The following is a 24,406-nucleotide window of genomic DNA, read 5'->3' as shown; positions in this document are numbered from 1 at the left end:
TAAATTATACCTGTCGCCATAATTGAGTATAAAACCATGTCCAAGCACCCCGGTTTTGTTTTCCGGCGTCCCGATCTGGCCCGCAATATTGTCGATGGGCTGGCTGGCGCCGGGATCCAGGATTACACCTCAGGCCTGTTCCTGGCCGCGCCAAGGCGTACCGGAAAAAGTACCTTCCTGCGCGAAGACTTGATTCCCGAATGCGAAACCCGTGGTTGGCTCGCGGTCTATGTCGACCTTTGGGCCAACAAGGAGAAGGACCCTGCCGACCTGATCGCCTCGGCCATCGCCGGGGCACTGGTGCCTTATGAAAAGGGCATCCGCAAGCTTGCCAAGTCCATGGGCATCGACAAACTCAGTTTCTTGCGCACGTTGTCCTGGGATTTCAGCCTGCCGCAACTGCCCGAAGGCGCGACGCTGACCCAGGCGCTGGAGTTGCTGCACAGTGCTGCCGGTAAAACCGTGGTGTTGGTGATCGACGAAGCCCAGCATGCGTTGACCACCGAGGCCGGCGTCAATGCGATGTTCGGCCTCAAGGCCGCTCGCGATCAGCTCAACCAGGGGCGTGAGGGTGATACCAGCGGCCTGCGGCTGGTGTTCACCGGCTCCAATCGCGACAAGCTCGCGCACTTGGTACTCAGCCGTAACCAACCGTTCTACGGGTCCAGCATCACGCCGTTCCCTTTATTGGGCAAAGCCTTCATCCAGGCCTACACCGCCCATTTGAACGCACACCTGGCCCAGACCAACCAGTTCAACGCCGATGACCTTGACCAGGCCTTTGAACTGGTTGGGCGCCGTCCCGAGATGTTGCGCAGCGTCATTGGCGAAATTGCGCTGGAGCTGGGTGAAGCAAGCCATTTGGGCGAATTGCTGCGCAACAGCGCCGAAATGCTCCGCGCTGGCGTCTGGACCGAGTTCGAGAGCGCCTGGAACGCCCTGACGGTGCCGCAACGCGCCGTGCTGCAGGTCATGGCCGAGCGTTCGCAAAACAACGAGCCCTTCGCGCCTTTCACCGATTCCACGCTGGAGGCGGTGGGCAAGGTGCTGAAGAGCATGGGCAGCGAAGTCGTGCCCGGTACCCAGACCATCCAGTCGTGCATCGACGCGCTGCGTGACAAGGAGTTGGTGTGGAAGTCCAATCGCGGCGGTTATGCGCTGGAGGACAAGGCGTTTGCCGATTGGTTGAAGGGGTATCGCCAGCAGCAGAATCGGTCCTGACCTGATTAGCGGTCGAGCATAGTGACCTGTGTGGAGAGGGATTTTGTGGGAGCAAAGCTTGCTCGCGAAACAGTCGACTCGTTTTCTGAAGGACCGCATCGCCTCCATCGCGAGCAAGCTTTGCTCCCACAAAAAACTCTCCACATGTGCTTGTTCGGCTGAGAGAGGTCTATTTCTTCATCAGCGCCGAACACGCCGCCTTATAAGCCTCATGCTGATACTTGTTCAGCGTCGCCGGCAGGGCGAAGTCATGTTTCTTGCTCTGCGCATTGAGGGTTTGCGGTGACAGCAGCGTCACCTCACAACCGTCCAGCAACTGGAAAACCCCTTCGATCTTGAACGTGGTCGGACCACCGGCGAACTCGCCTTTCTTGCTGCGTTTCTTGATGGCGATGCGTTCGATGCCGTTGTCCGCCACGAACGCCCGCACCTGGGCGGCGAACGCCTTGACGTTGGCGGCGTCGTCATCGTCGTCCAGGGCGATTTTCTTGGTATTCAGTGCGACGTGGCTCAACACCTGTTGATCCAGCGAGGCAACGGCGATGATCGCTTCGCTGCCTTTGATTTCGATGCCGCAGGTCTTCATGGGAGTCTCTCTTTGCGAAAGGGGGGCAGCTTACAGCTCCAACTGGTCAGCCCGGATACCAAAGGCCGCGGCAATTTTTTCGCGGGTGGCTCGGCGAGGCCTGGTGACCGACTCTTGCTGGGCAAACGCCGGCTGAGAAATACCCAGGCGCCTGGCGACTTTATCTTGAGTCAGGTTCAAGTGTTCGCGCCAGGCACGAATGGGCGTGGCACCGTCGACGATACGGCTGACGACTTCATGGGGAATCAAGTTGTTATCCATAGGGTGGGGTTACTCCTGCCCAATCGACTCCAAAAACTCCGATCGATCATCGCTCACCTGGGCCATGCAGTCGTTTTCGGCGATTTTGTAGGCTTCGCTGCCGGGTTTGGCCGGGAAGGCGGCGATGGCGCAGTCGGCGTCGCGCTGTTTTTGCCACAGTTGTTGGGCGGCCTTGACCTTGGCAGTGATGTCGTTGAACTGGGCCTTGTCGCTGGCGTAGCGGGTTTGCAGGCGCTCGAAGAGGCTCTGCAGGTTTTCGCCCAGCAATTGTTCGGCGGCGGTTTTGCCATAGGCCGAGCAGGCAAGGGTCTGGACGTCGTTTTCGACTTCGTCGCAGGGGTTGGGCTCGGTGTCTTCGGTTGCGTGTGCCAGGGTGCTGATCAGTGCCAAAGCCAGGAAGATTGATTTCATCGCGTTGCCGCTCAAGTCCAGTGAAAACCAGTGATGCGGCGGATTCTGGCGCAAGCGTCGGGTAAAGAACAGACGGGCTGGGTGGGCCTGTCGTAGCCCATTGTCGTGGATTGACGCTTTCGGCAATTCCCCTGTCGTTTTTGCACCGGGTCGCAACGGCCCTCAGGCATATGCTGGCCCCAAAGCGCCGGCACACGATTCGGCGCATGAATCGCTGATAAAAGGGGACTGCCTGATGAGCCCAGCCGAATTGCACGCCGACAGCATCGTTATCGACGGGCTGATCATTGCCAAGTGGAACCGCGACCTGTTCGAAGACATGCGCAAGGGCGGCCTGACCGCAGCCAACTGCACCGTGTCGGTGTGGGAAGGTTTCCAGGCCACCATCAACAACATTGTTGCCAGCCAGAAGCTGATCCGCGAGAACAGCGACCTGGTGATCCCGGTGAAAACCACCGCCGACATCCGTCGCGCCAAGGAGCAGGGCAAGACCGGCATCATCTTCGGCTTCCAGAACGCCCACGCCTTCGAAGACCAGCTCGGCTACGTCGAGATCTTCAAGCAGCTGGGCGTGGGTGTGGTGCAGATGTGCTACAACACCCAGAACCTGGTCGGCACCGGTTGCTACGAGCGTGACGGCGGCCTGTCGGGCTTCGGTCGCGAGATCGTCGCCGAGATGAACCGTGTCGGCATCATGTGCGACCTGTCCCACGTCGGTTCCAAGACCTCCGAAGAAGTCATCCTCGAATCGAAGAAGCCGGTGTGCTATTCCCACTGCCTGCCGTCCGGCCTGAAAGAGCACCCGCGCAACAAATCCGATGAAGAGCTGAAGTTCATTGCCGACCACGGTGGTTTCGTCGGCGTGACCATGTTCGCGCCGTTCCTGGCCAAGGGCATCGATTCGACCATCGACGACTACGCCGAAGCCATCGAATACACCATGAACATCGTCGGTGAGGACGCCATCGGCATCGGTACCGACTTCACCCAGGGCCACGGCCAGGATTTCTTCGAGATGCTGACCCACGACAAGGGCTACGCCCGTCGTCTGACCAGCTTCGGCAAGATCATCAACCCCCTGGGCATCCGCACCGTGGGCGAGTTCCCGAACCTCACCGAGACGCTGCTCAAGCGCGGCCATCCTGAGCGGGTGGTGCGCAAGATCATGGGCGAGAACTGGGTCAACGTCTTGAAAGACGTCTGGGGCGAATAACCGCCGCCGCATCGCTAATCCTCTACCTGCGGCCCTCTGCGCCGCAGGCAATACCACGAATTTCCGGAGTCAAGTTTTCATGGCCAAAATCGCCCCGCAACTGCCTATCGAAGTCGACAGCGAAACCGGTATCTGGACGTCCGACGCCCTGCCAATGCTGTACGTACCGCGTCACTTCTTCGTCAACAACCACATGGGCATCGAAGAAGTGCTGGGCGCCGACGCCTACGCCGAGATTCTCTACAAGGCCGGCTACAAATCCGCCTGGCACTGGTGTGAAAAAGAAGCCGAATGCCATGGCCTGGAAGGCGTCGCGGTGTTCGAGCACTACATGAAGCGCCTGTCCCAGCGTGGCTGGGGCCTGTTCAAGATCCAGGACATCGACCTGGACAAAGGCACCGCCAGCGTCAAGCTCGAACACTCGGCATTTGTCTATGTGTACGGCAAGGTCGGACGTAAGGTCGACTACATGTTCACTGGCTGGTTCGCCGGTGCCATGGACCAGATCCTCGCCGCTCGCGGCAGCAAGATCCGCACCGTGGCCGAGCAGGTCTACGGCGGTTCCGAAGAAGGCCACGACGACGGCCTGTTCATCGTCAAGCCGTTGTAAGTCGAGGATCGCACCATGGCTTTTGAAGCAATGTTCCAGCCGATCCAGATCGGCAAGCTGACCATCCGCAACCGCGTGCTCAGCACCGCGCACGCCGAGGTCTACGCCACCGACGGCGGCATGACCACCGACCGGTACGTGAAGTATTACGAAGAGAAGGCCAAGGGCGGCATCGGCCTGGCGATCTGCGGTGGCTCGTCGGTGGTTGCCATCGACAGCCCGCAGGAATGGTGGAGCTCGGTGAACCTGTCCACCGACCGCATCATCCCGCACTTCCAGAACCTGGCCGACGCCATGCACAAGCATGGCGCCAAAATCATGATCCAGATTACCCACATGGGCCGTCGCTCGCGCTGGGACGGCTTCAACTGGCCGACCCTGATGTCGCCGTCCGGCGTGCGTGAGCCGGTGCACCGTGCGACCTGCAAGACCATCGAACCGGAAGAAATCTGGCGAGTGATCGGCAACTACGCCCAGGCGGCACGGCGTGCGAAGGCCGGTGGCCTGGACGGCGTCGAGCTGTCCGCCGTGCACCAACACATGATCGACCAGTTCTGGAGCCCGCGGGTCAACAAGCGTACCGACGAATGGGGCGGCAGCTTCGAAGGCCGTATGAAGTTTGGCCTGGAAGTGTTGAAAGCCGTGCGCGCCGAAGTGGGCGACGATTTCTGCGTGGGCATGCGCCTGTGCGGCGACGAGTTCCACCCGGACGGCTTGTCCCACGAGGACATGAAGCAGATCGCCAAGTATTACGACGACACCGGCATGCTGGATTTCATCGGCGTGGTGGGCTCGGGTTGCGACACCCACAACACCCTGGCCAACGTCATCCCGAACATGAGCTATCCACCGGAGCCGTTCCTGCACTTGGCCGCCGGTATCAAGGAAGTGGTCAAGGTCCCGGTGCTGCACGCGCAGAACATCAAGGACCCGAACCAGGCCACGCGGATCCTGGAGGGCGGCTACGTCGACATGGTCGGCATGACCCGCGCCCACATCGCCGACCCGCACCTGATCGCCAAGATCAAGATGGGCCAGATCGACCAGATCAAGCAATGCGTCGGCGCCAACTACTGCATCGACCGCCAGTACCAAGGCCTGGACGTGCTGTGCATCCAGAACGCCGCGACGTCCCGTGAATACATGGGCGTGCCGCACATCATCGAGAAGTCCACCGGGCCGAAACGCAAAGTGGTCGTCGTTGGTGCCGGCCCGGCCGGGATGGAAGCGGCACGTGTGGCCGCCGAACGTGGCCACGATGTGACCCTGTTCGAGAAGAAGGAATTCATTGGCGGGCAGATCACCACCGCCTCGAAAGCTCCGCAACGGGACCAGATCGCCGGTATCACCCGCTGGTTCCAGCTGGAGCTGGCGCGGCTGAAAGTCGATCTGCGCCTGGGCGTGGCGGCAGACGCGGCGACCATTATGGACCTGCGTCCGGACGTGGTTGTGCTGGCCGTCGGTGGGCATCCGAACGTGGAGCAGAACGAGCACTGGGGCGCCGCCGAAGGGCTGGTGGTCAGCAGCTGGGACGTGCTCGACGGCAAGGTTGCGCCGGGCAAGAACGTGTTGGTCTACGACACTATTTGCGAGTTCACCGGCATGTCGGTGGCCGACTTCCTCGCCGACAAGGGCAGCCAGGTCGAGATCGTCACCGACGATATCAAGCCGGGCGTGGCCATTGGCGGGACGTCGTTCCCCACCTACTACCGCAGCATGTATCCCAAGGAAGTGATCATGACCGGGGACATGATGCTGGAGAAGGTCTACCGCGAAGGCGACAAGCTGGTGGCGGTGTTGGAGAACGAATACACCGGTGCCAAGGAAGAACGCGTGGTGGACCAGGTGGTGGTGGAAAACGGCGTGCGGCCGGACGAAGAAATCTACTACGCGCTCAAGGAAGGTTCGCGCAACAAGGGTCAGATCGACGTTGAAGCCCTGTTCGCGATCAAGCCCCAGCCATGCCTGGAGCAGAGCGGCGAGGGCTACCTGCTGTTCCGCATCGGCGACTGCGTGGCCCAGCGTAATACCCACGCGGCCATCTACGACGCCCTGCGGTTGTGCAAGGATTTCTAACGGCTTGCACATGATCCTGTGGGAGCGAGCTTGCTCGCGAAAGCGGTGGGTCAGTCAATGTAAATGGGACTGACAGAATGCAATCGCGAGCAAGCTCGCTCCCACAGGTACCGAGTAAGGCATCTCGACCTGCAAGACCCTGAGGTCTTTGGGAGCAACACCTATGTTGAACACCCTTCTTCCAATCCTGCTGTTCGCTGCCCTGGGCCTTGCGGTCCTCGGCGCCTTGCGGCGGGTGAACATGTGGCGCCGGGGACGACCGGCCAAGGTCGACCTGATCGGCGGTCTCTTTGCCATGCCCAAGCGCTACATGGTGGATTTGCACCACGTGGTGGCGCGGGACAAATACATTGCCAACACCCACGTGGCCACGGCCGGTGGTGCGGTGGCGTCGGTGGTGCTGGCGATCCTGGTCCACGGGTTTGGCCTGCATAACCGCTTCCTCGGCTATGCGTTGCTGTTGATGTCGGCCGTGATGTTCGTCGGTGCGATCTTCGTCTACCTGCGTCGGCGCAATCCGCCCGCCCGGTTGTCCAAGGGCCCGTGGATGCGCCTGCCGAAAAGCCTGCTGGCCTTCTCGGCATCGTTCTTCCTGGTGACCTTGCCGGTGGCGGGCATCCTGCCGGAGAACTTCGGCGGTTGGCTGGTGGCGGCGGTCCTGGGTGTCGGTGTGTTGTGGGGCGTGTCGGAATTGTTCTTCGGCATGACCTGGGGCGGGCCGATGAAGCACGCCTTCGCCGGTGCCCTGCACTTGGCCTGGCACCGCCGTGCCGAGCGCTTTGGTGGCGGCCGTTCCACTGGCCTCAAGCCGCTGGACCTGAACGATCCCGCCGCGCCGCTGGGTGTGGAGAAACCCAAGGACTTCACCTGGAACCAACTGCTGGGCTTCGATGCCTGCGTGCAGTGCGGCAAGTGCGAAGCGGCCTGCCCGGCGTTCGCTGCCGGCCAGCCGTTGAACCCGAAAAAACTCATCCAGGACATGGTCGTCGGCCTGGCCGGCGGCACCGATGCGAAATTCGCCGGCAGCCCGTATCCGGGTAAACCGGTGGGCGAACACGGCGGCAACCCGCACCAGCCGATCGTCAACGGCCTGGTGGACGCCGAGACCTTGTGGTCCTGCACCACCTGCCGGGCGTGCGTCGAGGAATGCCCGATGATGATCGAGCACGTCGATGCCATCGTCGACATGCGCCGCCACCTGACCCTGGAAAAAGGCGCGACGCCGAACAAGGGCGCCGAGGTCTTGGAAAACCTCATCGCCACCGACAACCCTGGCGGCTTCGCCCCGGGTGGGCGGATGAACTGGGCGGCGGACCTGAACCTCAATCTGCTCAGCGAGAAGAAATCCACCGACGTGCTGTTCTGGGTCGGCGACGGTGCCTTCGACATGCGCAACCAGCGCACCTTGCGCGCCTTCGTCAAAGTGCTCAAGGCGGCGAAGATCGACTTTGCCGTGCTCGGCCTCGAAGAACGCGACAGCGGCGACGTGGCCCGGCGCCTGGGTGACGAAGCGACCTTCCAACTGCTGGCCAAACGCAACATCCAGACCCTGGCCAAATACAGCTTCAACCGCATCGTCACCTGTGACCCCCACAGCTTCCACGTGCTGAAAAACGAATACGGCGCCTTCGATGGCAACTACCTGGTGCAGCACCACAGCACCTACATGGCAGAGATCATCGACGCCGGTGCGCTGAACCTCGGCCAGCACAAGGGCGACAGCGTGACCTATCACGACCCGTGCTACCTGGGCCGCTACAACGGCGAATACGAGGCACCGCGCCAGGTGCTGCGTGCCCTGGGTATCGAGGTCAAGGAGATGCAGCGTTCCGGTTTCCGTTCGCGTTGCTGCGGCGGTGGCGGTGGTGCGCCGATCACTGACATTCCAGGCAAGCAGCGGATCCCCGACATGCGCATGGACGACATCCGAGAAACCGGCGCCGAGCTGGTGGCCGTGGGTTGCCCACAGTGCACCGCGATGCTCGAAGGCGTGGTCGAACCGCGGCCGATGATCAAGGACATTGCCGAACTGGTGGCCGATGCGCTGCTGGAAGACGCGGCCCCGAGCAAGCCCGTGGCCCCAGCCAAACGTGAACCCGCGGAGGTGCATTAATGAGCGACATCATCCGCCGCGACCCTCGCGCCGAGTGGATCGCCCGCAACCGCTTGCACCCGCTGCACGCGGCCATGCAACCGGTACAGCACAGCTGGATGGGGCCCAACGGCGTCATCCGCAAGAACGTCCATGGCATCGGCTTCATCGGCCCCAACGGCATCAAGCGGATTGATCGCAGCGGTGCCCAACAGGGTGGTGCGAGCAAACGCACCGCTGCCGTTGAAGTGCAATTGCCGCTGCATCAAGTGCCGCAACCGGCGTTCCATATTTGCGTCGTTCCGGACATGGTCGGTGGCCGCCTCAGCAGCCACGACCGCGACCTGCTGGGCCTGGCCCATCAGTTGGCCGGCAGCGACGGCGCGGTGCTGGCCGTGGTGTTCGGCGAGCACAAGGAAAGTGCCTTCGCCACGGCGGGCGTCGACCGCTTGCTGGTGCTTGAGGGCGAGGCATTCAGCGGTTATGCACCGGAACAACGGGTGCAGGGCCTGCGGGCTGTGGATAACCAGTTCAACCCACGCCATTGGCTGCTGCCCGACAGCCGCACCGGTGGCGGCGAACTGGGCCGGCGCTTTGCCGCAGCCCTGGGCGAACGCCCAGCCACGCGGGTCTGGCAGGTCAAGGGCGAGGAGTGCATCGGCCGCGCCGGTGCGGGCCTGCAAGACTTGGCCCGACCGCTGGCGCGCTTGATTCTGGCGGCGGCCGAATGTGCCGAACCGGTCAGCGAAACCCGCCACGAAGCCTTGCCGGTGGAGTTATCCACAAGCGTGGCCCGCAGCTTGTCGCGTATCGAAGATCTTGGCGCGGTGGCGGTGGACCCGGGTGCGATCCCGATGGCCGAGGCCGAATTCATTTTCTCCGGCGGCAACGGGGTCAAGGACTGGGCGCTGTTCCACCAGACTGCCGCGGCCCTGGGCGCCACCGAAGGCGCTTCGCGGGTGGCGGTGGACGACGGCTTCATGGCCCGCGATCGCCAGGTCGGTGCGTCCGGCACCTGGGTCACGGCGCGGGTCTACGTGGCCGTGGGGATTTCCGGGGCGATCCAGCACCTGCAAGGCATTGGCGCTTGCGACAAGGTGGTGGCGATCAACCTCGACCCGGGCTGCGACATGATCAAACGGGCGGACCTGTCGGTGATCGGTGACAGCGCGGCGATTCTCCAGGCCTTGATCGCGGCGGTAGAGGCTTACCGCAACGAAGCCAAGCGCGATGCGGCTTAAGAAGGATAAGTTGATGAGTACCCAAGTGATCAGCCTCGTGTCCATCGGCGCCCACCCCACTTCCGGTCGGCCCCGGCGCGCCGAACAGGACGCCCGGGCCGTGGAACTGGGCCTGCAACTGGCCGGCAACGACCTGCAAGTGCTGCACGCCGGCGACGTGGCCGAACCGGCGCTGCGCGCCTACCTGGGCATGGGCCTGGACGAACTCCACGTCCTGGAAAATCCCGACGGGGCCGATGCCCTGCCAGCCCTGACCGATTACCTGCGGGACGCTGGCGCCCAAGTGGTGCTCACCGGCAGCCAGGCGGAAACCGGTGAAGGCTCGGGCATGCTGCCCTTTTTGCTGGCGGAAAACCTCGGTTGGCCGTTGGTGGTGGGGTTGGCCCAGGTCGAGTCCATCGACAACGGCGTGGCCCTGGTGCTGCAAGCCTTGCCCCGCGGCCAACGGCGCCGTCTCAAAGTGCGCCTGCCGTTCCTGGCCACTGTGGATAACGCTGCGCCAAAACCTCGACAAAGCGCCTACGGCCCGGCTCGGCGCGGGGCGCTGCATGCCGAGGAAGTCGAAGTGATCGACGACACCTTGCTGGCGGTGGCGACCCTGCAACCGGCCAAACCACGCCCCAAGCGCCTGAAAGTGATCAAGGCCAAGAGCGGCGCCGACCGCATGAAAGCCGCCACGGCCAAGGCCAGCGGCGGAGGCGGGCAAGTGCTCAAGGGCGTGAGCCCGGAGGCGGGCGCCGAGGCGATCCTCAAGTTGTTGGTGGAGGAAGGGGTGGTTCGCTGAGCCCGGACTCACCGCATGACCCCTTGGGAGCGAGCCTGTGGGAGCAAAGCTAGCTCGCGATGAAAACGCCTCGGTCTCTTAGGTACCGAGGCGCCTGGATCGCGAGCAAGCTTTGCTCCCACAAGGCTAGCTCCTGAGGAGATGCGTGTTACCCACAATCCCTGTGGGCCTCTCTGTGGATAACCTGTTCGACACTCGTCGCACACGGCGCCAACCGGGTCGTCCAGGCCTGCGCTTAAAAAACGACCGCTGTCAGCCAAATGGAGCCCATCGATGGAAGTTGAATTTCGCCCGGCCTTGCCCACGGATGCACGGGAGATCGCCCGTCTGTTCCGGATTTCCTCAGAGGGCGCGTCGGATTACATCTGGAGCCAATTGGCAGAGCCAGGGCAGGACCTTCTGGACGTGGGGGCTGCTCGTTATGCTCGAGAGAACGTCGATTTTTCCTACCAGAACTGCCTTGTCGCCTATGCCAATGGCCAGGTCATCGGCATGATGCACTGTTATGTGACCCGCGAGGATCCGCTGGCGGCGCCGGTGACCGATCCGGTCCTGGCGCCCTACGCCGACATGGAAGTGCCCGACACCCTCTATATCTCAAGCCTGGCCCTGCATGAAGGCTGGCGTAACAAGGGGCTCGGCGTGCGCTTTCTCGAGCTGGCGCAACAGCGTGCCGATCAGCTGGCGCTCAATGGCTTGAGCCTGATCGATTACGCCGCGAATACCGGCGCCCGGCGTTTTTATGAACGCCATGGCTTTGGCATCGTCAAAACCTGCCAGGTTGTCCCGCATCCACTGATTCGGGTGACGGGGGAGGCGTACCTCATGCATCGGCCTTGATCGCCATGGCGGCTTCACCAGAAACCCTGTGGGAGCGAGCTTGCTCGCGATAGCGGTCTGTCAGTTAACGATGAAGGCGACTGCCAGTCCCTCATCGCGAGCAAGCTCGCTCCCACAGGGGATTGGTGGAGCCCCTGGGGCTCCTGCCAAGCCCAGTCATTGTGGGAGGTTCGGTTTACCCACAATCCCTGTGCGCGCCTCTGTGGATAACCTGTTCGCCCCTCGCTGCACCCCATGCAAACCAGGCGCTCCAGGCCTTCGATCAAAAAGTAGCCAGTCTAAGTTACGGTTTTTATTGGCTTTTGTTTGTGAGTAACGACCCCTTCCAGCTGAAACTTGCCCCCAATCTCTGTTGGCGCTTCTGTGGATAAGATGTTCGCTCAACGCTGTAAGCCAGACGGGCCGGGGCGTTTAGAGAATTGATCATTAAATGATCGAATGATCGGTTTTCCCCGAAAAATCCCACCAAAACCCCGATTTACCAGCCGTTGCGACAGTTTTCCACAGAATCGTCAAAATTACCCCCAAACACTGTTGGCGCTTCTGTGGATAAGGTGTTCGCTCACCGCCACAGCCGAGGAATTTCGGGGCATACAGAGCTCTGGTCAAAAAACAACCAATAAGCCAGGAAAACCGCGGTTGTCCATAAGTCACGGTTTTTATTCACTTTGCCGTAGAAAAAATGCCCAACCTACGCACACTTGTCCCCATTTGCTGTGGGTGGTCATGTGGATAACTTGTTCGCCAAACGCTGCAAGCCACGGCCGGCATAGCGCAAATCGCGATAGATCAAATTTCATACAGTTCTAAGGAACCACCTTGACGCAGGTCTGTCGGCTGTCTTCACTTCCATGGCACAAGGACATTGCCACTTTATCCACATCAGGTTCAGGGAGAACACATGATGGATAGCCAGCCCCCCCGCACGCACCCGCTTCCCCCACTGACCTGCGTCCCGGCACCGCCCACTTCGCTGCACAAACGCATCCATCGTCGCGCCGCCAATCAGCGTGCGCGTCTATAGCATCCGGTTTTTCCCCCTGTAGCACCGCTGACTGCCGCTGGCCCCTGCATGGGACAGTAGCCAGGCGTTCGTGCGCCTATCGATTTGCAGGCAACCGCAGAGTTGCCCCTTCTGCCTGAGAGGACTTGAACATGACACGGATCTCAACCCCCATCAGTGATATCCAGGAACACTACGACGTGATCGTCATCGGTTCCGGCTACGGTGGCGGCATTGCTGCCTCGCGCCTGTCCCGGGCCGGACGCAAGGTGTGCCTGCTGGAGCGTGGCCGGGAAATGCAGCCCGGCGAATACCCCAACACCCTGCTGGCGGCCACCGAAGAACTGCAAGTCCATGATCCCGACGGTCACATTGGTTCGCGCACCGGCCTGTTCGACCTGCACGTCAACGCCCAGCAGAACGTGGTGGTCGGTTGTGGCCTGGGCGGTACGTCGCTGATCAATGCCAACGTTGCGCTGGAGCCTGAGCCTGGCGTGTTCGAGGACCTGCGTTGGCCGCAGGCGGTACGGGACCACCAGGACACGTTGCTCAAGGACGGCTACGCCCGGGCCCGGGAGATGCTCAAGCCCAACCCCTATCCGGCGTCGGAGCCGAACCTGCCCAAGCTCGACGCCCATAAGAAGTCAGCCGATTACCTCAAGCAAGGCGCGCATTTCTACAAGCCGCCGATCAACGTGACCTTCGACAAGTTGCCCAACAACCTCAACCACGTCGGCGTCGAACAGTTGCCCTGCAACGGCTGCGGCGATTGCGTCTCGGGCTGTAACAACAAGGCCAAGAACACCACGCTGATGAACTACCTGCCGGATGCCTGGAACCACGGCGCGGAGATTTTCTGCCAGGCCGAGGTACGGCACCTGGAGCGCGACGGCGACGGCTGGATCGTGCACTTCCAATACCTGGACAGCGGCCGCGAGCTGTTCTCGGCGCCCACGTTGTTCGTGCGGGCCGATATCGTGGTGGTGTCCGCCGGCACCCTGGGCTCCACCGAAATCATGTTGCGCTCGCGGGCCAAGGGCTTGTCCATGTCCAACCAGTTGGGCGAGCACATGAGCGGCAATGGCGACATCCTCGGCTTCGGCCACAACTGTGACCAGGTCATCAACGGCATCGGCTTTGGTGCCCATTCGGCCAAGGAGCTGGAACCGGTGGGGCCGTGCATCACCTCGATCATCGACATGCGCACCGAAGGCGACTGGCGCAGCCGCATGGTCATCGAGGAAGGTTCGATTCCCGGCGCCCTCGGCCGTGCCATGGTGCCGAGCATGGCGGCGTTTGCCGAAATGATTGGCGTGCCCACCGACACCGGCTTCGGGGCCAGCCTCAAGTACAAGGGTCGCGAAGCCGAGAGCTTTCTGCGCGGGCCGTATTACGGCGCGCTGCACAACATGCAGACCTACTTGATCATGAGCCATGACAACGCCAAGGGCCGCATGCTGCTCGACAACAAGGACCAGTTGCGCATCGACTGGCCTGGCGTCGGCGAACAGGAGAACGTCACCCTCGGCAACGAACGGCTGCACCAGAGCACCAAGGCCCTGGGCGGAATCTGGGTCGAGAACCCGATCTGGACCAAGCTGCTCAAACACAGCATCGTCTCGGTCCATCCCCTGGGCGGTTGCGTGATGGGCGAAGACGCGACGCAAGGGGTGGTCAACCACAAGGGGCAGGTGTTCAGCGGCGCCAGCGGCACCGATGTCTACCCGGGCCTGTACGTGACCGACGGTGCGGTGATCCCCACGTCCCTGGCGGTCAATCCGCTGCTGACCATTTCGGCGGTGAGCGAGCGCAACATGGGGCTGCTGGCGGCCGACCGTGGCTGGATCATCGACTACACGCTGCCCTCGGCCCCGCGCAAAGCGGTGGCGCCGCCGACCCTCGGCGTGCAATTCACCGAAACCATGAAAGGCTACTTCTCCACGGCCTTCACCCAGGCCCAGGGCACCGATCTGAGCCTGTACGAAGCGGCGGCCAGGCGGGGCAAGGCCGACAACTCGCCCATCGAATTCACCCTGACCATCACCGCCGCCGACCTCAACCGCTTGATCAAGGAGCCGGAACACGCCGCGACCCTGGTGGGCACCCTCGATGCACCGCTGCTCTCGCCGCAGCCGCTGGTCGCCAGCAATGGGGTGTTCAACCTGTTCGAGCAATACCAGGAGCAGGTCGGCGTGCGGCACATGAACTACGACATGAAGCTGACCGCCGAAGATGGCAGTGACTATTACTTCAGTGCCTTCAAGACCGTGCCCGAGGACAACGGCGTGCTGAACGTCTGGCACGACACCAGCACCCTGTACGTCACGCTCTATCGCGGGCCGGACAAGACCGGCGCGGTGATCGGCTCCGGGGTGATGCACATCCTGCCGGCCGATTTCGCCAAGCAGATGACCACCATGAAAGTGCTCAACGCCCGCAACGAGCGTGAGCGCGTGGAGGCATTGGCGCGGTTCGGAAAATTCTTTGCCGGGATCCTGTGGGAGAGCTACGGCGGTGTCTTCGCCGGCGATGTCTATTTCAACCCGGACGCGCCGCCCCGACTGAAACGGCCGCTGGATGCACCGGCGCCGGTGGTGCATTTCTTCCCGACCGACGACAACGTCGAGCTGCGCCTGACCCGTTACCAGGCCGGTACCAAAGGCCCGGTGATGTTGGTCCATGGCCTGGGCGTGGGCTCGAACATTTTCTCCACCGACACCATCCACACCAACCTGCTGGAATACCTCTGCAAGCACGAATACGACGTCTGGCTGCTGGATTTGCGCGTGAGCATTCTGCTGCCGGCCAGCAAGAACGAATGGAACGGCGACCAGGTGGCCCAGTACGATTTCAAGGCCGCCATCGAGCAGATCCAACAGGCGACCCTGGCCCGTGACGTGCAATGCGTGGTGCATTGCTATGGCGCGACGACCTTCTTCATGTCGATGCTGGCGGGCTTGCAAGGGGTGCGCTCGGTGGTCTGCTCGCAGATCGCCGCCGACACGGTGGTTGCCACCGCCACCGGGCTGAAGGCCGGTTTGCACTTGCCGGGGATGCTCGATGCTATCGGCATCAAGTCCCTCACGGCCTACGCCGACACCAAGGAAAGCTGGTTCAACAAACTTTACGATAAGGCCCTCAACGGCTATGCCCGGATCGAGGCTCAGGGCTATTGCACCAACCCGGTCTGCCATCGCATCACGTTCATGTACGCCTCGCTGTATCGCCACGACACCCTCAACGAAACCCTGCACGACAACCTGCATGAGTTGTTCGGCGAGTCGAACATCCAGACCTTCGAGCACCTGGCGCTGATCGTGCGCAAGGGGCACCTGGTGGACTTCAAGGGCAACGACGTCTACATGCCGCATTTCGATCGATTGAAGTTGCCGATCTGCTTCATCAGCGGCGCCGACAACCAGTGCTACCTGCCGCAAAGCACCCTCAAGACCTACGAGCGACTGTGCGAGATGCACGGCCCGCAGTTGTTCAGCCGCCACGAAGTGCCGGGGTACGGCCACATCGACTGCATGTTCGGCAAGGACGCGGTGGTGGATGTGTATCCGATCATCCTTGAGCACTTGGAGAAGACCGCGCTCGGTTGACGCAAGACCGAGTCGCCTGCATCGCGAGCAAGCTCGCTCCCACAGGGGGCTATGTGCCGCTGAATTCGTGCACGCCACACATCCAGTGTGGGAGCGAGCTTGCTCGCGATGGCGATCACCAGAGCGCTGCATCTCGTGAGTCGGGAATAAGGAAAAAGGATGCCCATGAATACTTACATCCGCTGGTTCCAACGCATCATCTGGGTCGGGATTGTCATGAACATGTTCTTCGCGATCCCGGCGCTGTTCGCGCCGGCATTGCTGACGTCCATGATCGGCCTGCCCCCCGTATTGTCCGATCCCTGGCTGGAGAACGCCGGCATGTTGCTGGTGGGGATCAGCCTGTTCTACATGCCTTCGGGGTTCAACGCGCCGCGTTTCGTGGTGCATTCGTGGTTGTGCGTGCTGTCGCGGCTGGTGGCGGTGGTGTTCTGGATCTACTTGATCAACACCAACAACCAGGGCCAATTATTCAAACCGATGTTGATGGGCGACCTGAGCATGTTCCTGATCCTGGGCGTGCTGCTGTACCTGGGCAGCCCGGTGGCCAATCGTCCGCTGGCCTTGCTTTGCGCCGGTTGGCGGGAATGGCGCGCCGGCTGGGCGCTGCGCTGGCAGAGCCACGGGTTCAAGGTCGGCATGTTGGTGGTGGTATTGCTGCTGGGTTTCATCGGCTACCAGACCTGGTACCAGATGATCCGAGAGGTGCCGCAACCGGACTTCGCCTCCGACGAAGACCATTACAAATACGCCGCCATCGGCCTGGGCATCGAGGCGCGGATTCCCTACTACCTGTTCGCCGTGCTGCCGCAGATGTGCCCGGAAAAACTGCCCAAGCCGGGCGGCTACGAAGTGTTCGGGTTCCTCTATGAAAACGGCAACGACCTGCCTATCGGCATGGCCAAGCGGCAACTCGGCTACCCCACCGTGGAGCCCAACTGCGCCCTGTGCCACACCGGCTCCTACCGGGCCAATGCCACTGACGTCGCGGTGCCGGTCGCTTCCGCGCCGGCCAATACCCTGCAACTGCAGGCCTTCCAATGGTTCGCCTACGAATGTGCCAGCGACCCGAAATTCACCCCCGATGCGGTGATGGCGGCGATCAATGGCAAGTTCCAGCTGGGCTTTTTCGAGAAACTGTACAACCGTTACCTGATCATCCCGATGGCCAAGAGTGCGTTGCTCAAGCAGAAGCAGGCCTACGCTTGGCAGAAGTTGCGTCCGGCCCAGGGGCCAGGGCGGACCGACACCTTCAACCCGACCAAAATGGTGGTGTTCGGCTTCCCGGATGACTCCACCATCGGCACCGTGGATCTGCCACAGGTCTGGAACCAGAAACCCCGTGAGTCCATGTACCTGCATTGGGATGGCAATAACAACAAGATCCACGAGCGTAATTACGCAGCGGCCATGGCCGTGGGCGCGACGCCGGAATCGGTGCTGCCACCGAGTTTCAACCGGGTGACCAACTGGCTGTTGGGCCACAAGGCCCCGGCCTGGCCGTTCGCCCTGGACCAAGGGAAAGTCGCCCAAGGCAAACCGATCTGGGAGAAAAACTGCGCTGGCTGCCATGATTTCGGCCGCAGCGACACCGGACAGGTCACCACCAACATCGACCAGTTGGGCACCGATCCCCATCGCCTGAACTCCTTCACCACCGGCCTGGTGGCGGCGTTCCACGGCTTCAAGAAACCGCCGTTCGACTTTGGCGCCTACCGCAAGACCCAGAGCTACAGCAACACCCCCACCGACGGCATCTGGCTGCGGGCGCCGTACCTGCACAACGGTTCGGTGCCGACCCTGTGGGATTTGCTGCAAGCGCCGGAACAGCGGCCGCAGGTGTTCTACACCGGCTCCGACATCTACGACCAGGAGAAGGTCGGCTTTATCACCAGCGGCGCGCAAATGAAGGCGTCGGCGGATTTCAAATACGACACCCGCCTGGAAGGCAACCACAACGGCGGCCACCTGTATGGCACGCAGCTGTCGGACGTCGACAAACGGGCCCTGATCGAATTCATGAAGACCCTGTAGCCCAGGGCACAACGAAGGAGCGTTCACATGTCATTACTGCACCATTGGGAACATGAGTTCGACAAGGTCAAGGTCCGCCTGCACGGGTTGGTCACGCGTCTGGAAATGTCCTGGAAAAAACTCGTCAACGACCTGGAACCCGAGGAGTTCCAGGCCATCGTCAAGCTGCTGCAGCGAGGCCACGACCAGGCCCGGCACGTCATCGAACATGGCGACCTGCCGGACGACGAACCGGCCGTGCCCTGGGAGTTGTCCCACGGCTTGTCGATCCTCAAGATCGGCAATGCCACGCCCTTGCCGCAAAGCGAGGACGAACTGCCGACCCGGGTGCTCAAGGACGGCACCTTGCTCGGCTGTCGCAAGTGGGAACTGCTGGACCTGCTGTGGAGCGAGGCGTTGCTCAAGTGGATCGAGAACCTGCGCCATCACGCGCCGTTCGCCACCAACCCGGCGCTGGTGAAAATGGACAGCGACGTGGTGCTGGCCATCGCTGGCGACTGGGGCACCGGGCCGTTCGACAGCCACGCGCCGGCGGTGGCGGTGGCCAACCAGATGCAATTGGCCCTGGCCGATTTCACCATCCACCTGGGCGATGTGTATTACGCCGGCACCCATTCCCAGGAAGACGTCGACATGGTCGGCTGGCCCCAAGGCAAGCACGGCTCGTTCACCCTCAATTCCAACCACGAGATGTACAGCGGGGCCCACGGCTATTTCAAGGAACTGTCCAAGCGTTTCCCGGTGCAGCAAGGCACCAGCTACTTTGCCTTGTACAACGACGACTGGCTGGTGGTCGGCCTGGACAGCGCCTACGCCTCGGACGCGATGAACCTGTACATGGACGGTACCCTCAACACCCAGCAGATCGAGTGGATGAAAACCCTGCCCAAGCGCAAGAAACTGATGGTGCTCAGTCATCACCAGGGCTTCGATATTTCCGGGCACAACAAGACTGCGCTTTACCAACCGGTGTGCGATGCCCTGGGGCGCGAGCCGGATTACTGGTATTGGGGGCATTTGCACAACGGCATCTGCTACGCGCCCCAAGGCGGGTTGCACGCGCGCTGTGCCGGACATGGAGCGATCCCTTACGGCACCACCAGCGAGCTGAACGGGCATGCCCGGGTGCTGTGGTCGGAGACTCAGTTGGCGGGGGACGAGGCGTATCCGCAGCGGGTGTTGAACGGGTATGTGAAGGTGCGGCTGAAGGGGGAGGAGATTGTCGAGACGTTTTATGGGGAGGATGGTTCGGTGCGGTGGTCTTCACAGTAATCGGGTGAACGGGAGACCGCTATCGCGAGCAAGCTCGCTCCCACAGGTTTTGTGAACGACACAGAACCCCTGTGGGAGCGAGCTTGCTCGCGATGCTTTTGACTTAGCCCTGGACCGGAACGCCCTTGAGGTACGGCGCAGGTTCCGCCCCCAGGTTGTTGAGCATGCGCTCGCTGTACCAATCCACGAAGTTCACCACGCCGAACTCATAGGTCTTGGAGTATGGGCCAGGCTGGTAGGCGGTGGAGTTGATGCCGCGCTGGTTCTCTTCGGCCAGGCGACGGTCCTGGTCGTTGGTGGCGTCCCAGACTTCCCGCATGCGCGCCACGTCGTAGTCCACGCCTTCGACCGCGTCCTTGTGCACCAGCCACTTGGTGGTGACCATGGTTTCCTGGGCGCTGATTGGCCACACGGTGAACACGATGATGTGGTCGCCCATGCAGTGGTTCCACGAGTGCGGCAGGTGCAGGATGCGCATCGAGCCCAGGTCCGGGTTCTTGATGCGACCCATCAGCTTGGCGCAGCCTTGCTTGCCGTCCATGGTCATCGACACGGTGCCCTTGAGCAGCGGCATGCGCACGATACGGTTACGCAGGCCGAAGCTGGCGTGGGCGTAAGGGATCTTCTCGGCGTCCCAGGCGGCGGCAGAAGCGGCCACGTGGTCCTTGAAGGCCTGGTCGGCCCGCGGGTCGGTGACGTCGTCCCATTCCAGCAGGGTCTTGAGCAATTCAGGGTGCGAGGCGTTGCAGTGGTAGCACTCGCGGTTGTTTTCCAGTACCAGTTTCCAGTTGGCTTTTTCCATCAAGGTGGTTTGCACCGCCACCTTGGTGTTCTCCATGTCGTACGGTTCCATGTAATGGTTCAGCGTCGACAGGAAGTCATCAATGGCCGGCGGGTTTTCGGCCAGGCTGATGAAAATGTAGCCGCCAGCGGTCTTTACGTTCACAGGCTTGAGGCCGTACTGCTTCATGTCGAAGTCGGCGCCCATCTCGGTGCCGGCGAACAGCAGGCGACCGTCCAGTTCGTAGGTCCACTGGTGGTAATGGCAGACCAGTTTGGCGACTTTGCCCTTTTCACTGGTGCACAGCCGCGAGCCACGGTGACGGCAGACGTTGTGGAAAGCGTGGACCACGCCGTCGGCGCCGCGAATCACGATGATCGGGTTCTTGCCGACTTGCAGGGTCAGGTAGTTGCCCTTGGCCGGGATTTCGCAAGTCATGCCGGCGATCAACCATTCTTTCTGGAAGATTTCCTGCATGTCGATATCGAACAGGCGCTCATCGCTGTAGAACGGTTGTGGCAGCGAAAAGGTGCGCTCGCGCTCTTGCAGCATTTGCGCGGTGGCCTTGCGTGCGGGTTCCAGCGGATCGCCCAGGCTCAGGGTAGTGGTGTCCATCGTTTTATCCTCGTGGCCCTCTAAGCGGAGCCGGTGAAAATGACTAATCGGTTGTGCTACGCAAGGCAGAAAACTTTGTTTATCTGTTGGGGCGAGTGTGGGGCCGCGCAGGGGCCGAACCTTATCCATGGGCGACATGGCCCAATCTGTTCCCGACGCGCAAGCCCCGGTAGTTAAGGGCTGGTCGCGATAAGTATGTGAATGTCGCAGATAGGTAAATGGTCACCCAGGCGCCTGCGCACAATCGCCATCATGAAGGCCGACAGTCGGCCGTGGAGATCAGCATGTCCAATAACTTCCTGAACCCGGTCACCACCCAGACCTGGGCCAATGGCCGACATATCGTACGTTGCGTCAAAGTCATCCAGGAAACCTGGGATGTGCGCACCTTCTGCTTCATGGCCGACCAGCCGATCATGTTCTTTTTCAAGCCGGGGCAATTCGTCACCCTGGAGCTGGAAATCGAAGGCCAGCCGATCATGCGCTCCTACACCATCTCCAGCTCGCCGTCGGTGCCCTACAGTTTCTCGGTAACCATCAAGCGCGTGCCGGGGGGCAAAGTGTCCAACTGGTTGCATGACACCCTGCACGAAGGTCAGGAGCTGGCGGTGCACGGGCCGGTGGGGTTGTTCAACGCCATCGACTTCTCCAGCCCCAAGGTGCTCTACCTCAGCGGCGGCGTCGGCATTACCCCGGTGATGTCCATGGCGCGCTGGTACTACGACACCAACGCCAATGTCGACATGACCTTCATCCACAGCGCCCGCTCGCCCAAGGACATCATCTATCACCGCGAGCTGGAGCACATGGCGTCGCGGATCGACAACTTCAGTTTGCACCTGATCTGCGAAAAGCACGGTCTTGGCGAACCCTGGGCCGGTTATCGCGGCTACCTGAATCACAAGATGCTCGAGCTGATGGCGCCGGATTTCCTGGAGCGCGAGGTGTTCTGCTGCGGCCCGACGCCGTACATGAACGCGGTCAAGCGTCTGCTGGAAACCGCTGGCTTCGACATGAAGCGTTATCACGAGGAATCCTTCGGCGCCACGCCACCGGAAGCCCGCGCCGACGCCGTGGAACAGGCCGAACAGGCGGCCGACGCGCCGGAAGTCGATGCTGCGGACCTGCACTTGGTGGAATTCACCTCTTCGGGCAAGAGCATCCGCGTGGGGCCGGGCGAAACCGTACACGCCGCCGCTGCCAAACTCGGCATGATGATCCCCAAGGCCTGCGGCATGGGTATCTGCGGCACTTGCAAGGTGCTGAAGCTGGGCGGGGAAGTGGAGATGGAGCACAACGGCGGGATCACTGAAGACGACGAGGCCGAGGGTTACATCCTGTCGTGCTGCAGCGTGCCGAAGGGGGATGTGCGGATCGATTTCTGACCTGCCCATCCGCGTAGTGGTGAGCACCTCCTGTGAGATCAAGACCTGTAGGAGCAAGCTGTGGGAGCAAGCTGTGGGAGCAAAGCTTGCTCGCGATGCAGACGACTCGGTCCATGGGAGACCGCGTCGCTTTCATCGCGGGCAAGCCTTGCTCCCACAGGCTTTGCTCCCACAGTGAGCCCCTTTCACCACGGGGGCATGACAGGCCGGGGGACGGTTTTCCTAACCCGCCATCACTTCCCGAATATCCGCCGCCAATTCCCTTACCCGCGCCTCTTGCGTATCCCACGAGCACATGAAGCGTGCGCCGCCCTTGCCGATGAAGGTGTAGAAGCGCCAGCCCTTGGCGGTCAGCGCGGCGATGGCCGGTTCCGACAGTTGCAGGAACACGCCGTTGGCCTGGACCGGGAACATCAGTTCCACGCCAGGAATGTCGCTGACCAACTCTGCCAGCAATTGCGCGCAGTGGTTGGCGTGGCGGGCGTGCTTGAGCCAGGCGTCGTTCTGCAACAAGCCGACCCAGGGCGCGGACAGGAAACGCATTTTCGACGCCAGTTGCCCGGCCTGTTTGCAGCGGTAGTCGAAGTCTACGGCCAGGTCATGGTTGAAGAACAAAATCGCTTCGCCCACCGCCATGCCGTTTTTCGTACCGCCAAAGCACAACACGTCCACACCGGCCTTCCAGGTCAGGTCGGCCGGTGAGCAGCCGAGGAAGGCGCAGGCGTTGGAAAAGCGTGCGCCGTCCATGTGCAGGTTCAGCCCCAGTTCCTTGCAGGTGACGCTGATGGCGCGGATTTCATCCGGGGTGTAGACGCTGCCGACTTCCGTGGCCTGGGTCAGGGTCACGACCCGAGGCTTGGGGTAGTGGATGTCCTGACGCTTGAGGGCGATCTCACGGATCGACTCGGGGGTCAGCTTGCCGTTTTCGGTGCGTGCCACCAGCAGCTTGGAACCGTTGGAGAAGAACTCCGGTGCGCCGCATTCGTCGGTTTCGACGTGGGCGGTTTCCGAGCAGATCACGCTGTGGTAACTCTGGCACAGCGAGGACAGGGCCAGGGAGTTGGCCGCAGTACCGTTGAACGCGAAGAACACTTCGCAGTCGGTTTCGAACAAGGCCCGGAAATCGTCCGCCGCGCGGTGGGTCCACTCGTCGTCGCCGTAGGCGCGTTGGTGACCCTGGTTGGCTTCTTCCATGGCCGCCCAGGCTTCGGGGCAAATGCCGGAATAGTTGTCGCTGGCAAACTGTTGACTCTTGTCGGTCATGGCCTTGCTCCTTGAATAGAGAGTCCTGGGTAAAGAGATCCCTGGCGGAATGCCCGGGTGGGGCGTTCCCTGGTTCGGCGTGTTTGGGTCCACAGCGCCGTGGTCGATCATGGTTCGGCGTGCTTGAGTCCGTCGCGCCGTGGTCGATCATGGCTCGGCGTGCTTGAGTCCGTCGCGCCGTGGTCGATCATGGCTCGGCGTGCTTGAGTCCGTCGCACCGTGGTCGATACTGGTGCGCACTTTACCCAAGATTAGCGGGGGAACACACCGGATGTTTCTGTCAGAAAATCACAAAGTCATCGGGCCGCTGCACGCATGAGTCGGCGCGACGGTGCCCTGGACCTGCTCAAATGGCTGGCATTGTTGTCGATGGTGCTCGATCACCTGCGATATGTCGGTTTTTCCGTCGATTGGCTGTACGTGCCAGGACGCCTGGCATTCCCGTGGTTCTGCCTGGCGATGGCGGCGAACCTGGCGCGCGACGGTGCCAGCACCGCTCCATGGCGTTACCTGGGCTGGTTGTTGTTATTCAGCGCCGTCAGCGAAATCCCCTACCGCTTGTTCATTCCTGGCCCTTCCACGCTGAACGTCATGCCGACGCTGGTGCTCGGGCTGGTTGTGGCGCGCTGTTGGCAGACACCCACCCTGGAGGCGCGATGCCTGGCGGTGACGGCGTTGCTGCTGGCGGCGCTGTTTTCGTCGCAGCTGATGTTCGGTTTCTTTGGTGTGTTGCTGCCGTTGGCGATGTTGCTGGTATTCAAGCGTCCTTTGTATATGGCCTTGTTGCCGGGGCTGGTCTGCGTGGCGGCCAATCAATGGCGGGTGTTGTATGGCGCGGCGTGGCTGGGGGATGGGGTGGCGCTTTGGGGGTTGGTGGCCTGCCTGATCGCGCCATGGCTTGGGTGGGTGCTTTTGCGACACGCGGGTCGTTTTCATCCACCGGCGATGCGGCGTTGGGCCTATGGCCTCTATCCGGCGCATTTCCTGGTCTTGCTCGCGGTTCGCCAGATCGCTGCATAGCCCTGTGGGAGCAGCCTTTTGGGAGCAATGCCAGTGGGAACAATGCCTGTGGGAGCAAGGCTTGCCCGCGATGAAAGCGACGCGGTCTTCCAT

General features: G+C 61.8%; 17 protein-coding genes and 1 pseudogene. 13 read left to right on the top strand and 5 right to left on the bottom strand.

Annotated features, from left to right (window positions below):
* The first annotated feature begins 36 nt into the window (after window positions 1-36).
* Window positions 37-1,221: an ATP-binding protein gene (locus AC3A5O_RS26470; RefSeq protein WP_487753933.1), complete on the top strand. Its 1,185-nt coding sequence runs from the start codon at window positions 37-39 to the stop codon at window positions 1,219-1,221.
* A gap of 169 nt (window positions 1,222-1,390) precedes the next feature.
* Here the strand turns inward: AC3A5O_RS26470 and AC3A5O_RS26465 are convergent, their stop codons facing one another.
* The 3 genes and pseudogenes from AC3A5O_RS26465 to AC3A5O_RS26455 form a co-directional block, all read right to left on the bottom strand.
* Complete coding sequence (locus AC3A5O_RS26465) at window positions 1,391-1,807, bottom strand: DUF3010 family protein (protein WP_487753932.1); 417 nt, start codon at window positions 1,805-1,807, stop codon at window positions 1,391-1,393.
* Between the two features lie 30 nt (window positions 1,808-1,837).
* Window positions 1,838-2,065: pseudogene (locus tag AC3A5O_RS26460) on the bottom strand (helix-turn-helix domain-containing protein); the annotation flags it as partial.
* Between the two features lie 12 nt (window positions 2,066-2,077).
* Window positions 2,078-2,479, bottom strand: coding sequence for a lysozyme inhibitor LprI family protein (locus tag AC3A5O_RS26455; protein ID WP_305471284.1), 402 nt, complete (start codon window positions 2,477-2,479; stop codon window positions 2,078-2,080).
* 235 nt (window positions 2,480-2,714) lie between these two features.
* Between AC3A5O_RS26455 and AC3A5O_RS26450 the strand changes: the two genes are divergently transcribed.
* From AC3A5O_RS26450 to AC3A5O_RS26405, 10 genes are all read left to right on the top strand, one after another.
* Entirely contained in the window at window positions 2,715-3,692 is a 978-nt protein-coding gene (locus AC3A5O_RS26450) for a dipeptidase (protein WP_030139307.1), read from the top strand.
* Window positions 3,693-3,771: 79 nt separating this feature from the next.
* Window positions 3,772-4,302, top strand: a complete 531-nt coding sequence (locus AC3A5O_RS26445) for a 4-vinyl reductase (RefSeq protein WP_092146299.1) — start codon at window positions 3,772-3,774, stop codon at window positions 4,300-4,302.
* 15 nt (window positions 4,303-4,317) lie between these two features.
* The gene (dgcA, locus tag AC3A5O_RS26440; protein WP_122566611.1) at window positions 4,318-6,378 is read left to right on the top strand and encodes a dimethylglycine demethylation protein DgcA; all 2,061 of its coding nucleotides are present in this window, start codon (window positions 4,318-4,320) and stop codon (window positions 6,376-6,378) included.
* A gap of 163 nt (window positions 6,379-6,541) precedes the next feature.
* Window positions 6,542-8,491, top strand: coding sequence for a dimethylglycine demethylation protein DgcB (gene dgcB / locus AC3A5O_RS26435; RefSeq protein WP_487753931.1), 1,950 nt, complete (start codon window positions 6,542-6,544; stop codon window positions 8,489-8,491).
* On the top strand, window positions 8,491-9,711 hold the full coding sequence (gene etfA, locus AC3A5O_RS26430; protein ID WP_122566613.1) for an electron transfer flavoprotein subunit alpha: 1,221 nt from the start codon (window positions 8,491-8,493) through the stop codon (window positions 9,709-9,711). Before dgcB ends, etfA begins: the two co-directional genes overlap by 1 nt.
* A gap of 13 nt (window positions 9,712-9,724) precedes the next feature.
* Window positions 9,725-10,495, top strand: a complete 771-nt coding sequence (gene etfB, locus AC3A5O_RS26425; RefSeq protein WP_122566614.1) for an electron transfer flavoprotein subunit beta — start codon at window positions 9,725-9,727, stop codon at window positions 10,493-10,495.
* Window positions 10,496-10,768: 273 nt separating this feature from the next.
* A complete protein-coding gene (locus tag AC3A5O_RS26420; RefSeq protein WP_487753930.1) occupies window positions 10,769-11,335 on the top strand; it encodes an N-acetyltransferase family protein in 567 nt (188 codons plus the stop codon).
* Between the two features lie 1,155 nt (window positions 11,336-12,490).
* Entirely contained in the window at window positions 12,491-15,943 is a 3,453-nt protein-coding gene (locus AC3A5O_RS26415) for a GMC oxidoreductase (RefSeq protein WP_487753929.1), read from the top strand.
* A 165-nt stretch (window positions 15,944-16,108) separates the two neighbouring features.
* Entirely contained in the window at window positions 16,109-17,977 is a 1,869-nt protein-coding gene (locus AC3A5O_RS26410; protein ID WP_487753928.1) for a c-type cytochrome, read from the top strand.
* Between the two features lie 27 nt (window positions 17,978-18,004).
* Complete coding sequence (locus AC3A5O_RS26405; protein ID WP_122566618.1) at window positions 18,005-19,249, top strand: metallophosphoesterase; 1,245 nt, start codon at window positions 18,005-18,007, stop codon at window positions 19,247-19,249.
* A 103-nt stretch (window positions 19,250-19,352) separates the two neighbouring features.
* Here the strand turns inward: AC3A5O_RS26405 and gbcA are convergent, their stop codons facing one another.
* Window positions 19,353-20,645 (bottom strand): glycine-betaine demethylase subunit GbcA, encoded by a 1,293-nt coding sequence (gene gbcA / locus AC3A5O_RS26400; RefSeq protein WP_122566619.1) that lies wholly within the window; start codon window positions 20,643-20,645, stop codon window positions 19,353-19,355.
* Between the two features lie 284 nt (window positions 20,646-20,929).
* Here gbcA and gbcB point away from each other — a divergent pair, with 284 nt between their 5' ends.
* The gene (gene gbcB / locus AC3A5O_RS26395; protein WP_122566620.1) at window positions 20,930-22,030 is read left to right on the top strand and encodes a glycine-betaine demethylase subunit GbcB; all 1,101 of its coding nucleotides are present in this window, start codon (window positions 20,930-20,932) and stop codon (window positions 22,028-22,030) included.
* Between the two features lie 222 nt (window positions 22,031-22,252).
* On the opposite strand, the gene AC3A5O_RS26390 is transcribed toward gbcB, so the two are convergent.
* A complete protein-coding gene (locus tag AC3A5O_RS26390) occupies window positions 22,253-23,293 on the bottom strand; it encodes a threonine aldolase family protein (protein ID WP_460081367.1) in 1,041 nt (346 codons plus the stop codon).
* A 315-nt stretch (window positions 23,294-23,608) separates the two neighbouring features.
* On the opposite strand from AC3A5O_RS26390, the gene AC3A5O_RS26385 reads away from it, so the two are divergent.
* The gene (locus AC3A5O_RS26385) at window positions 23,609-24,313 is read left to right on the top strand and encodes a TraX family protein (protein WP_122566623.1); all 705 of its coding nucleotides are present in this window, start codon (window positions 23,609-23,611) and stop codon (window positions 24,311-24,313) included.
* Window positions 24,314-24,406: the final 93 nt, after the last annotated feature.

It is taken from the genome of Pseudomonas sp. Soil_N_39, from assembly GCF_057655955.1.
This window is presented reverse-complemented; position numbering and strand designations above follow the sequence as displayed.